The 11,921-nt window shown below is 62.8% G+C and carries 8 protein-coding genes and 1 pseudogene; 5 read left to right on the top strand and 4 right to left on the bottom strand.

Annotated elements, in window-relative coordinates; translation table 11 throughout:
• Positions 1-9: 9 nt before the first annotated feature.
• A pseudogene (locus tag J4E63_RS28880) lies at positions 10-1,161 on the bottom strand (COG3014 family protein); the annotation flags it as partial.
• Positions 1,162-1,534: 373 nt separating this feature from the next.
• On the opposite strand from J4E63_RS28880, the gene J4E63_RS28885 reads away from it, so the two are divergent.
• Both J4E63_RS28885 and J4E63_RS28890 read left to right on the top strand, forming a co-directional pair.
• A complete protein-coding gene (locus tag J4E63_RS28885) occupies positions 1,535-3,433 on the top strand; it encodes a cytochrome c/FTR1 family iron permease (protein WP_207284037.1) in 1,899 nt (632 codons plus the stop codon).
• A gap of 114 nt (positions 3,434-3,547) precedes the next feature.
• Positions 3,548-4,003 carry a YaiI/YqxD family protein gene (locus J4E63_RS28890; protein WP_060740113.1) on the top strand — a complete coding sequence of 152 codons (456 nt, stop codon included), beginning with the start codon at positions 3,548-3,550 and terminating at the stop codon, positions 4,001-4,003.
• Positions 4,004-4,124: 121 nt separating this feature from the next.
• Here the strand turns inward: J4E63_RS28890 and elbB are convergent, their stop codons facing one another.
• On the bottom strand, positions 4,125-4,793 hold the full coding sequence (elbB, locus tag J4E63_RS28895; RefSeq protein ID WP_207284038.1) for an isoprenoid biosynthesis glyoxalase ElbB: 669 nt from the start codon (positions 4,791-4,793) through the stop codon (positions 4,125-4,127).
• 123 nt (positions 4,794-4,916) lie between these two features.
• On the opposite strand from elbB, the gene J4E63_RS28900 reads away from it, so the two are divergent.
• A complete protein-coding gene (locus J4E63_RS28900) occupies positions 4,917-6,152 on the top strand; it encodes a sterol desaturase family protein (RefSeq protein ID WP_207284039.1) in 1,236 nt (411 codons plus the stop codon).
• Here the strand turns inward: J4E63_RS28900 and J4E63_RS28905 are convergent.
• The gene (locus tag J4E63_RS28905; protein ID WP_207284040.1) at positions 6,133-6,756 is read right to left on the bottom strand and encodes a DedA family protein; all 624 of its coding nucleotides are present in this window, start codon (positions 6,754-6,756) and stop codon (positions 6,133-6,135) included. The two genes, J4E63_RS28900 and J4E63_RS28905, sit on opposite strands and share 20 nt — an antisense overlap.
• Positions 6,757-6,960: 204 nt before the next feature.
• Between J4E63_RS28905 and hemB the strand changes: the two genes are divergently transcribed.
• Both hemB and ppk1 read left to right on the top strand, forming a co-directional pair.
• Positions 6,961-7,974, top strand: a complete 1,014-nt coding sequence (gene hemB, locus J4E63_RS28910) for a porphobilinogen synthase (protein ID WP_072405986.1) — start codon at positions 6,961-6,963, stop codon at positions 7,972-7,974.
• A gap of 17 nt (positions 7,975-7,991) precedes the next feature.
• A complete protein-coding gene (gene ppk1, locus J4E63_RS28915; RefSeq protein WP_060740118.1) occupies positions 7,992-10,208 on the top strand; it encodes a polyphosphate kinase 1 in 2,217 nt (738 codons plus the stop codon).
• A 147-nt stretch (positions 10,209-10,355) separates the two neighbouring features.
• Here the strand turns inward: ppk1 and ppx are convergent, their stop codons facing one another.
• Positions 10,356-11,858, bottom strand: coding sequence for an exopolyphosphatase (gene ppx / locus J4E63_RS28920; protein WP_207284041.1), 1,503 nt, complete (start codon positions 11,856-11,858; stop codon positions 10,356-10,358).
• Between the last annotated feature and the right edge of the window lie 63 nt (positions 11,859-11,921).

Here is an 11,921-nt window from a genome sequence, read left to right on the forward strand (position 1 = left end):
ACTCCGTTCTTAAGGTTGCTTGAGGGCAATGGCGGTCGGGTTGGCGCTTGGCATCACCTGGGCCGCGAGGCCACCGGCGAACACTTGGTTACCCACCGCGCGAAGGCTGATGACCTGGTAGCGCTGGTCGACGGTGACCTTGACCACCGAGCCGCCCACGGCGCTTGGCAAGGTGACCTGGTGCTCGCCTTTCTTCAGGCGCAGGCGCACCACCTGGGTGTAGTCGGGCAGGGTGCGCCAGGTCCGGGTGTCGGCCCCTTCGAATACCGCCGAGGTCAGGCCGACGGCCAGGCCGGCCAGGGGATTGGTCTCGTTGATCTGCTTTTGCGCCACGCCACGGGTGACGGCGCGCACGGTGGTGCGCAGGATGATGCCCGGCATGTCGTCGCGCAGGGCCCGACGGGACATGGCGGTGGTGCTGTTGAGTTGGGTCAGGTCCAGCTGGCGGCCGTCGACACCGATCTGGCCGAAGGTGGCCGTGGAAGTGTCTGGCTTGATCAGTGGGAACGACAACGGCGTGATGACCAGGTTGCCGCTGATTGGCAAAGGCAAGGGAATGCGGATCGAGTCCCGGGACGGTGCCAGGCCACTCTGCACCACGATCAGGATGTCGCTGTCGTCGCTCTTGGCGGCGGGCTTGTCGAGGTCACGCAGGGCCTGCTCCAGCAACGGTGTGTTGGGGCGCAGTTCGGCGGCCTTGCGATAACCCGGTGCGGCCAGGTCCTTTTCACCCAGGGCTTCGTAGACGAAGCCGGCCAGGTAATGGCTGAACGCGCTCTGGTAGCTGTTCTTGAGGCTGACCACTTCCGGGGCGTCGAGGCTGGCCACCGGGTAACCCTGGAGGTCCTTGTACTCGGTCTTGACCCCTTGTTTCTCGGCTTCTTCCTCGCGCTTGAGGTATTCCTTGTCCCGCAGGTCGGCGATCACCGCTTCGCGTTCGTGGGTCTTCTTGATCTGGGTCCGCGCGCCGTCGAAGTCATTCACCGCCAGCAGATTCAGGGCCATCTGCGTGGTCAGCATGACCTTTTCGTAATCGTAGCCTTCGTAGCGACGGACTTTATCGTTGACCAGGAAGCTGCCGAACTGAGCCAGGTACTTGGCCGTGTCGAGCTTGACCGCATCTTCCCACTGGGCAACTTGTTGGTCGGCGCTGCTCCAGGCGGTCGGACAACAAGGTGATCGCGCCGAGGGCGACCGAAAGAACGGCACGGGATGCCATGAACATTTTCTTCCCTGATAGCAGCCGGGGTGTGCGGGTCGGGCTGGAGCGATCCCACGGACAAGCGTCGGTACGCTGTCGGTTCCTCATAAAAAGAGGAGCTTTTATGCCATCGAATGATAAGAAGGCGGCGGGATTATAAACATGGCGCTTGGCTATGTAATGGCTTTTCAATGCCTAAATGCCGTTTTTGTGACATCACCTCCAAAGCATGAAAATCCGATGAAAATCGGCTCCCAAGCCACATCCGCCCTTGAGCCGAAGCCATTGGAAGTGAACAATGTGTTACTTCTTATTACCAACTGAGAGTCATTCATGACTGCGCCGTACCGTTTCCTGGCCTGGCTTGTACTGCCATTGCTTGCTTTGTGCAGCACTGCGCTGCAGGCCGACACCCTCGAGAGTGCCCCCCAGGCGCTGCATTTATTGGATTACATCGGGGCGGATTACCCGGCGACGGTCGAGGCGGGCAAGGTCATCGACGAGGCGGAGTACCGCGAGCAGTTGGAATTTACCCAGGCGCTGGAAGGGTTGGTCGCCGGGTTGCCGGCCAAGCCGGAAAAGACTGAGCTGGTCCAGGGCATCGGCACCTTGCGCACGGCGATCACCCAGCGCCAGGACGGCGGCGATGTTGCGCGCCTGGCGCGGCAACTGGGGGCCAAGCTGGCGGTAGCGTATGAAGTCAGCCAGGCACCGGTCATCACGCCCGACCCGACCCGCGGCGCGCCGCTGTATGCGCAGAATTGCTCGGTGTGCCACGGCGCCAGCGGTGCCGGCGACGGTCCTGCCGGTGTTGGCCTGGAACCGCCGCCCGCCAACTTGCGCGACGCCCAGCGCCTGGATCGCCTGAGTCTCTACGCAATCTATAACACCCTCGGCATGGGCATCGAAGGCACCGACATGCCGGCCTTCGCCGATCAGCTCGACGACCGTCAGCGCTGGGACCTGGCAACCTACATCGCCAGCTTCAGCGCCGACCCGGCCGCGGCCAAAAGCGAACAGGTCTTCAATCTCGCTGACCTGGCGCGCCAGACTCCAGCCGAAGTGCTCGCCGCGCAAGGCCCCGCAGCGGCGGCGACATTCCGTGCCCAGCGCGCCCAGCCGCCGCAGGTGCAACGTGGCCCGGCGCAGTTGCTCGACTACACGGCCGCCACCCTGGATAAAAGCATCGCGGCGTATCGCGCCGGTGACCACGACCAGGCCTATGACTTGTCGGTAGCGGCTTACCTGGAAGGTTTCGAGCTGGTGGAAAGCTCGCTGGACAACGTCGATGCCAACGTGCGCAAGGACACCGAAAAGGCCCTGATGGCCTACCGTCAGTCGTTGCAGGACGGTTTGCCGGTGGAGCAGGCCGTACAGCGCCTGGACGCGGCCAAGGCCAAGTTGAAGGAGTCCGCTGGCCTGCTGGGTGGCGATGGCTTGAGCTGGTCGCTGAGCTACATTTCCGGGTTGCTGATCCTGCTGCGTGAAGGGTTAGAGGCGATCCTGGTGCTGGCGGCGATCCTGGCGTTCCTGCGCAACACCGGTCAGCAGTCGGCGGTGCGCAGCGTCAACGTCGGTTGGGGCCTGGCGCTGCTGGCCGGCCTGGCGACCTGGGGGCTGGCGGCGTATGTGATCGACGTCAGCGGCGCCCAGCGCGAGCTGCTCGAAGGCGCGACGGCGTTGTTCGCCAGTGTGATGGTGCTGTGGCTGGGCGTCTGGATGCACGACCGTCGTCACGCGGCAGCCTGGCAGGATTACATCAAGAGCAGCCTGGTGGGCGGCGGTGGTCGGTTTGGTTTTGCGATCCTGGCGTTCTTCTCGGTCTATCGTGAACTGTTCGAAGTGATCCTGTTCTACGAAACCCTGTGGTTGCAAGCGGGTCCTGCCGGGCATAACGCAGTATTGGCTGGCGGCGCGACGGCGCTGGTGTTGCTGGTGGGGCTGGCCTGGGTGATCCTGCGCGGCTCGGCGAAACTGCCGCTGGCGCTGTTCTTCAGCATCAACGCCGCGTTGCTGTGCGCACTGTCGGTGGTGTTTGCCGGTCATGGCGTGAAGGCGTTGCAGGAAGCCGGGATCTTCGGCACCCACCCGGTGGCGTTCTTCGACTTCGACTGGCTGGGCATTCATGCCGATGCCTATTCGCTGGCCGCTCAAGTGGTGGCGATCCTGGCGATCGTGGTGCTGTATGGGCGCAGTTGGGTGGCGGAGAAGCGTCGGGTCCAGGTTTCCTGAACAGCGGCATTCGCTGCGCTCATGATCGCGAGCAAGCTCGCTCCCACACGATGTAGGCTGTCCTGTGTGGGAGCGAGCTTGCTCGCGATGCATTTAAAAAGAGGAACAATCCCGATGCGCGTATGGATCGACGCCGATGCCTGCCCCAAGGCGGCGAAGGAGCTGGTGGTCAAGTTCGCCCTGAAGCGCCGGTTCGAGGTGGTGCTGGTGGCCGGTCAACCGCAGATCAAGCCGGCCCTGGCCTGTGTGAAATTGATCGTGGTGCCCAGCGGCCCCGACGCGGCGGACGACTACCTGGTGGAACACGCCGTGCCGGGTGAGCTGGTGATCTGCAGCGACGTGCCCCTGGCTGATCGGTTGGTGAAGAAGGGCGTCGCGGCCCTGGACCCGCGAGGCAAGGAGTTCGATGCGCAAAACATGGGCGAGCGGCTGGCGGTGCGAAACCTGTTCACCGATCTGCGCGAACAGGGCCATATGGGCGGCGGCCCGGCAGCGTACAGCGAGCGGGACAAGCAGGGGTTTGCCAATGCTTTGGATCGGATATTGACGCGTCTGACCCGATTGCCTTGAATCATGCCCACCCCCCCTGTGGGAGCGAGCTTGCTCGCGATACGGTGTATCAACCAATGCAAATGTAGCTGAACCGACGCTATCGCGAGCAAGCTCGCTCCCACAGGGGCTCGGCGTGTCGCTAGGCGTCATTCTCGTGCGTCAGCTCCAACACCCGGTCCACCAGCTTGTTGATGCCTGAAGCCGCTTCGCTGATGTTCTGCGCCAGCATGTAGGCCGGGGTGCTGACCAGTTTGCGCGCGCGGTCTTCAACGATGTCGGTGACCGCGCACTCTTCGTGAGTGCCACCCATTTTGCCCACGGCTGCCGCCGTGTCCGGGTCGTTGCCGATGGTGCACGTCACCCCCGGGCCATAGATTTTGGCCGCCAGGGCCGGAGAGATGCAGATCAGCCCGACCGGTTTACCCGCCTCGGCAAAGGCCTCGGTCAAGGCCAGGACCTCTGGCTGGACGGTGCAGCCGGCGCCTTCGACGGCAAAGTTGGAGAGATTTTTCGCCGAGCCAAAACCACCGGGTACGATCAAGGCGTCGAAATCCTCGGCCCTGGCTTCACGCAAATCCTTTACGTTGCCCCGGGCGATCCGCGCCGACTCCACCAACACGTTGCGGCTCTCGGGCATTTCCTCGCCGGTCAGGTGATTGATCACATGCAACTGGGCAATGTTGGGGGCGAAGCACTGGACCTGCGCCCCGCGCTGGTCGAGACGCAGCAAGGTGATCACGCTTTCGTGGATCTCGGCGCCGTCATAGACGCCACAGCCGGAAAGGATCACTGCAATTTTTTTGCTCATGGGCTTTTCTCCAGATTCATGGCGTTAAATGTCTACTAATTTGTCACTCGTTGCCATAGGGGGATCGGGCAGCTACACCTAATCTGCCGACTATCTCCTTGCCTCGCGTGCCTGGGTTGCGTCATGAACTTCATCCTGTATGCCGTGCCGTTCTTCTTCGTGCTGATCGCCGTCGAGTTGCTGGCCGATCGCTGGCGGGGTGTGAGCCACTACCGCGTGGCGGACGCGATCAACAGCTTGAGCACCGGCGTGCTGTCGACCACCACGGGCCTGTTGACCAAGGGCGTGGGGCTGCTGACCTACGCCTTTGCGCTGAAACACCTGGCCGTCATCGAACTGCCTGCCGACCGGGCCTGGACCTGGGTGTTCGCCTTCGTGCTCTACGACCTCTGTTACTACTGGCTGCACCGCATGGGCCATGAGCGCAACATCCTCTGGGCTGCCCATTCGGTTCACCACCAAAGCGAGGACTACAACCTGTCCACCGCGTTGCGCCAGACCAGCACCGGGTTCCTGTTGAGCTGGATCTTCTACGTCCCGCTCGCCGTGCTGGGCGTGCCGCTGGTGGTCTTCGTCAGCGTCGCGGCGTTGAATCTGCTGTACCAGTTCTGGGTCCACACCCAGCACATTCCCAAGCTCGGCTGGCTGGAGTGGTGCTTCGTGACGCCGTCCAATCATCGTGCCCACCATGCACAGAACCCTCTCTACATGGATCGCAACTACGGCGGGGTGTTCATTATTTGGGACCGTCTATTTGGCACCTTCCAAGAAGAAGACGATAACGAACCGGTGATTTTTGGCGTGACCACGCCGCTGGCGAGTTGGAATCCGTTGTGGGCCAACCTGCAGTTCTATGCACAGCTGTGGGCCGATGCGCGGCGGACCGGGCGCTGGAGGGACAAGCTGCGGATCTGGTTCATGCCCACCGGCTGGCGTCCGGCGGACGTCGCGGCCCAGTACCCGCTGAACAAGCCGGACCTGAGCCAGTTCCGCAAATTCACCGTGCCGCTGGACCCGCGCCAGCAGTGGTACGTGGGGCTGCAGTTCTGCGTCTACATTGCCTTGGGCAGTTATTTGATGAACCTTGAAAGCAGCCTGCCGGTCGCCGCCCTGGTGCTGGGGTGGGGCGCGGTGGCGTTCGGTCTGTTCGTGTTGGGCGTGGCCCTGGAGAATCGCCCGTGGGCGCTGAAACTGGAGTTGTTGCGGCTGGCCTCGAACCTGCCGCTGGTGTGGCTGGCGCCCTTGGCCGGGTTGTGGCCGGCCAGCGCTGTGGCCTGGGTCGGGCTGCTCAGCTACAGCCTGCTCAGTGGCATCGGGCTGTATTGCTGCCGCAGCCGGTTTACTCGGTTGGCGTCGTAGGTGCGTCGGACCTGGCTTGTTCCAGGCGTTCGGCTTCGAGGACTTTCCTGGCCAGCCGCGCATTCTTGATGCGTCGACGCAGCCACAGGCCCAGGCCCAGCACCAGCAGCGCGCCGAGTACCCACAGCTCATATTTCTTGATGCTGCCCAACATGCCTTCCAGCACGGCGCCGAAGTGGTACGCGGCAGCGGCCAGGGCCGTGGCCCAGATCGCCGCGCCGATGCCGTTGAGCAACAGGTAGCGGCCCGGCGGGTAGCCTGACAGGCCGATCGCCACCGGCATCACCGTGCGCAGGCCATAGACGAAGCGGAAGCTCAGCACCCAGATGTCTGGATGCCGGCGGATGTGCTCCAGCGCGCGATCTCCCATCAACTGCCAACGCGGCTTGCGCGCCAGGAGCTTGCGGCCGTGCTTGCGTCCCAGGAAATACCACAGCTGATCGCCCGCGTAGCTGCCGCAGAAAGCCACGACCACTACCAGGTTGATGTCCATATAGCCACGGAACGCCAGGAAACCTGCGAGCACGAGGATGGTTTCGCCTTCGAAGAACGTGCCGATAAACAAGGCCAAGTAGCCGAAGTCATGCAGAAATTGTTGGAGCATTGTCTGGGTGCTGGCGAAATGAACGCGCAGCCTAACCCTTCAGGCACATTCAGGAAAGTATCGAAATGTGTCTCGACGTGAACAATTCCTACAGAAGACAATGACTGCGACTACCGGACGCGCCTTAGCACAACTGTCACACGTTCGTCATAATGTCCGCTTATAACTGTCACGCTCGCCCGTCTGCGGGCTCAGGAGTCTGCCGTGAGCTTTACCCCCGCCAATCGTCTGTTCCCTGCTACCCGCCTGCGTCGCAACCGCCGTGATGAGTTCTCTCGTCGGCTGGTGCGTGAAAACGTGCTGACCACCGATGACCTGATCCTGCCGGTATTCGTGCTGGACGGTGAGAACCGTCGCGAAGCGGTGGCGTCGATGCCCGGGGTGGAACGCCTGACCATCGACCTGCTGCTCGAAGAAGCCGCCCACTGGGTCGAGCTGGGCATTCCGGCGCTGGCCCTGTTCCCGGTCACGCCACCGGCGCTCAAGTCCCTGGACGCCGCCGAAGCCTGGAACCCGGAGGGCATCGCCCAGCGTGCGACGCGTGCCCTGCGTGCGCGTTTCCCGGAGCTGGGGGTGATCACCGACGTGGCGCTGGACCCGTTCACCACCCACGGGCAGGACGGTATCCTCGATGAAGAGGGCTACGTGCAGAACGACATTACCGTCGATGCACTGGTCAGGCAGGCGCTGTCCCACGCCGAGGCCGGTGCCCAGGTGGTGGCCCCCTCGGACATGATGGACGGGCGCATCCAGGCGATCCGCGAAGCCCTCGAGGTGGCCGGTCACGTCAACGTGCGGATCATGGCCTATTCGGCCAAGTACGCCAGCGCCTATTACGGCCCGTTCCGCGATGCGGTCGGCTCGGCCCTGAACCTGGGCAAGGCCAACAAGGCCTCTTATCAGATGGACCCGGCCAACAGTCAGGAAGCCTTGCACGAAGTGGCGGCTGACTTGTCAGAGGGTGCAGACATGGTCATGGTCAAGCCTGGCATGCCCTACCTCGACATTCTTTGCCGGGTCAAAGACGAATTCAAAGTGCCGACCTTTGTTTATCAGGTCAGCGGCGAGTACGCCATGCACATGGCCGCGATCCAGAACGGTTGGTTGGGCGAAGGGGTGATCCTGGAGTCCTTGACCGCTTTCAAACGCGCAGGTGCCGATGGCATCCTGACTTACTTTGCCGTGCGCGCCGCCCAATTGTTACGAGAGCAGAAATAGCCTCCCAGGAACTTGCGATGAATACCGAAGGACTCTCCGAAGTTGCCGTAAAAGACGCTCAACCCGTGGTCGAGCAAGTTGCCGAAACACCGCCGGAGCTGGAGCCCGCTCCCCCGGCCGTCATCGAGCCCGCCCCGGCGCCGGCGATTGCCATTCCGAACCTGGATGACAGCAGCCTGTACATCCATCGCGAGCTGTCGCAACTGCAGTTCAACATCCGCGTGCTGGAGCAGGCGCTGGACGAGTCCTATCCGCTGTTGGAGCGGCTGAAATTCCTGCTGATCTTTTCCAGCAACCTGGATGAGTTCTTCGAAATCCGCGTGGCCGGCCTGAAGAAGCAGATCACCTTCGCCCGTGAACAGGCGGGTGCCGACGGCTTGCAACCGCACCAGGCCCTGGCCCGCATCAGCGAGCTGGTCCACGGCCATGTGGACCGGCAATACGCGATCCTCAACGACATCCTGTTGCCGGAGCTGGAAAAGCATCAGGTGCGCTTCATCCGCCGGCGCTACTGGAACACCAAGATCAAGACCTGGGTGCGCCGCTATTTCCGCGACGAGATCGCGCCGATCATCACGCCGATCGGTCTCGATCCGACGCACCCGTTCCCGCTGCTGGTCAACAAGAGCCTGAACTTCATCGTCGAACTGGAGGGCATCGACGCCTTCGGTCGCGATTCCGGCCTGGCGATCATTCCGGCGCCGCGCCTGTTGCCGCGCATCATCCGTGTGCCGGAAGATGTCGGCGGCCCCGGCGACAATTATGTGTTCCTGTCGTCGATGATCCACGCCCACGCCGATGACCTGTTCCAGGGCATGAAGGTGAAGGGTTGCTACCAGTTCCGCCTGACGCGTAACGCCGACCTGTCGGTGGACACCGAGGACGTCGAAGACCTGGCCCGCGCCCTGCGCGGTGAGCTGTTCTCCCGTCGCTACGGCGATGCGGTGCGCCTGGAGGTGGCCGACACCTGCCCGAAACACCTGTCCGACTACTTGCTCAAGCAGTTCAACCTGCACGAGACCGAGCTGTATCAGGTCAACGGTCCGGTCAACCTGACCCGACTGTTCAGCATCACCGGCCTGGACAGTCACCCGGAGCTGCAATATTTGCCGTTCACGCCGCAGATCCCGAAACTGTTGCAAAACAGCGAGAACATTTTCAGCGTGATCAGCAAGCAGGACATCCTGCTGTTGCACCCGTTCGAGTCGTTCACGCCGGTGGTCGACCTGCTGCGCCAGGCCGCCAAGGATCCTCACGTCCTGGCGGTGCGCCAGACCCTGTACCGCAGCGGCGCCAATTCGGAAATCGTCGATGCCCTGGTGGACGCGGCGCGAAACGGCAAGGAAGTCACGGCGGTGATCGAATTGCGCGCCCGTTTCGACGAAGAATCCAACCTGCAACTGGCCAGCCGCCTGCAAGCAGCCGGCGCGGTGGTGATCTATGGCGTGGTCGGCTTCAAGACGCACGCCAAGATGATGCTCATCCTGCGCCGCGAGGCCGGTGAGATCGTGCGTTACGCCCACTTGGGCACCGGCAACTACCACGCCGCCAACGCCCGCCTGTACACCGACTACAGCCTGCTGACCTCCGACGATGCCTTGTGCGAAGACGTCGGCAAGCTGTTCAGCCAGTTGATCGGCATGGGCAAGACCCTGCGCATGAAGAAACTGCTGCACGCGCCGTTCACCTTGAAAAAGGGCATGCTCGACATGATCGCCCGGGAGACGCAGTTCGCCCTGGACGGCAAGCCGGCCCACATCATTGCCAAGTTCAACTCGCTGACCGATCCGAAGATCATCCGTGCGTTGTACAAGGCCAGCCAGTCGGGCGTGCGCATCGACCTGGTGGTGCGGGGCATGTGCTGCCTGCGGCCGGGCATCCCGGGGGTGTCCCACAACATCCATGTACGCTCGATCATCGGGCGGTTCCTGGAGCATACCCGGGTGTTCTACTTCCTCAACGGCGGGGAGGAGCAGATGTTCCTGTCCAGCGCCGACTGGATGGAGCGCAACCTCGACAAGCGAGTCGAGACCTGCTTCCCGGTGGAAGGCAAGAAGCTGATCCTGCGGGTCAAGAAGGAATTGGAAAGCTACCTCACCGACAACACCCATAGCTGGAGCCTGCAGTCGGATGGCCGTTACATCCGCAACACGCCGACCGGCAACCAGAACCCGCGCAGCGCCCAGGCGACGTTGCTGGAGCGCTTGAGCAGCCCGGTGTTGGCGGTTCGTTAAAAAAACGGGGGAGGGGAGGCAGGCTTCGCTTGTGTGGCGAGGGAGCTTGCTCCCGCCGGGCTGCGAAGCAGCCCCAAGTCTTGGGAGGGCTTCGCCCTCCAGCGGGAGCAAGCTCCCTCGCCTCAGAGATCTGTGTTGTAGCGGGGCTCAGTGAATGTTCAGCACAATCCCGACCCGGGTCAGCCACTCGGCTTCCTGGGCGAAGTCGGCCTGGGTCAGCTGGTTTTCTTCCAGCCATCCGTCGGGGAACATCACGTCCAGTTGATCGCTGTCGGCATGCAGGGCGACCTGGGGCATTTCCTGGGTGCCACGGATGTGGTGGAACAGGATTGCAAAGCGCAGCAGTACGCACAGGCGAATCAGCTTGATGCCGTCATCGCCGAACTCGGCGAATTTATCCTTGGGAATGTTGCGCCGATGGCCGCGCACCAATAGCGCGAGCATCTGCTGGTCTTCCCGGGAGAAGCCCGCCAGGTCCGAGTGCTCGATCAGGTAGGCGCCATGCTTGTGGTAGTGATAGTGGGCAATGTCCAGGCCCACTTCATGGACCTTGGCGGCCCAGCCCAGCAGTTCGCGCCAGACCCCGTCGTTCAAGTCCCAGTCATCGGCCACCTGGTCGAAGGCATGCAGTGCCTTGCGTTCGACTCGTGCGGCCTGCTCCAGGTCGACGTGATAACGCTCCATGAGCGAGCCCAGGGTGCGCTCACGCACGTCTTCGTGATGATGACGCCCCAGCAGGTCGTAGAGCACGCCTTCGCGCAGAGCGCCCTCGCAGTGGTCCATGCGTTGCAGTTCGAGGGCGTCGAAAATCGCTTCGAGGATCGCCAGGCCCGCCGGGAAAATCGCCCGGCGGTCGGGCTTGATGCCTTCGAAATCGATCTTGTCCGCTTCACCGAGCTTGAACACCCTGCGCTTGAGCCAGGCCAGGCCCTCGGCGTTGACCTCGCCCGTACCATGGCCGCCAGCCTTGAGCGCCAGGCCGATGGCGCGAATGGTCCCGGAGGAGCCGATGGCTTCGTCCCAGGTCAGGCGGTGCAGGGCGTGTTCGATACTCATGATTTCCAGGCGCGCCGCTGTGTAGGCCTGGGCGTAGCGGGCCGGGGTGATCTTGCCGTCGCGGAAATAACGCTGGGTGTAGCTGACGCAGCCCATCTGCAGGCTTTCGCGCAACAGCGGTTCGAAGCGCTGGCCGATGATGAATTCGGTACTGCCACCACCGATGTCCGCCACCAGGCGCTTGCCCGGGGTGTCCGCCAGGGTGTGGGAGACGCCAAGGTAGATCAGGCGGGCTTCTTCACGGCCGGAGATGACTTCCACCGGATGGCCGAGGATCTCTTCGGCGCGACGGATGAATTCGCCACGGTTGCGCGCCTCGCGCAGGGCGTTGGTGCCGACGATCCGCACCGCGCCCAGGGGCATACCGTTGATCAGTTGGGCAAACCGCTTGAGGCAATCGAGCCCGCGCTGGATGGATTCTTCGCTGAGCTTGCGTTCTTCGTCGATGCCGGCGGCCAGTTGGACCTTCTCGCCGAGCCGCTCAAGAATGCGGATTTCCCCGTTCTGGGCCTTGGCGACGACCATGTGGAAGCTGTTGGAGCCCAGGTCGATGGCGGCGATCAGGGACAGATTCTTGGCTTGGGATTGCGGCATGGTCAAAAAGTCTCGGTCGATAACCTCGCCATCCTGCCACGATCGACCGCTTACGCCAACGCA

Origin of the sequence: Pseudomonas sp. FW300-N2F2 (assembly GCF_017351655.1) — a bacterium.
Taxonomy (GTDB): domain Bacteria; phylum Pseudomonadota; class Gammaproteobacteria; order Pseudomonadales; family Pseudomonadaceae; genus Aquipseudomonas; species Aquipseudomonas fluorescens_AA.

Excerpts from the sequence above, each read along its gene's own strand:
- J4E63_RS28885 (WP_207284037.1), top strand. The coding sequence starts at position 1,535 with ATGACTGCGCCGTACCGTTTCCTGGCCTGGCTTGTACTGCCATTGCTT.
- J4E63_RS28890 (WP_060740113.1), top strand. The coding sequence starts at position 3,548 with ATGCGCGTATGGATCGACGCCGATGCCTGCCCCAAGGCGGCGAAGGAG.
- elbB (WP_207284038.1), bottom strand. The coding sequence starts at position 4,793 with ATGAGCAAAAAAATTGCAGTGATCCTTTCCGGCTGTGGCGTCTATGAC.
- J4E63_RS28900 (WP_207284039.1), top strand. The coding sequence starts at position 4,917 with ATGAACTTCATCCTGTATGCCGTGCCGTTCTTCTTCGTGCTGATCGCC.
- J4E63_RS28905 (WP_207284040.1), bottom strand. The coding sequence starts at position 6,756 with ATGCTCCAACAATTTCTGCATGACTTCGGCTACTTGGCCTTGTTTATC.
- ppk1 (WP_060740118.1), top strand. The coding sequence starts at position 7,992 with ATGAATACCGAAGGACTCTCCGAAGTTGCCGTAAAAGACGCTCAACCC.
- ppx (WP_207284041.1), bottom strand. The coding sequence starts at position 11,858 with ATGCCGCAATCCCAAGCCAAGAATCTGTCCCTGATCGCCGCCATCGAC.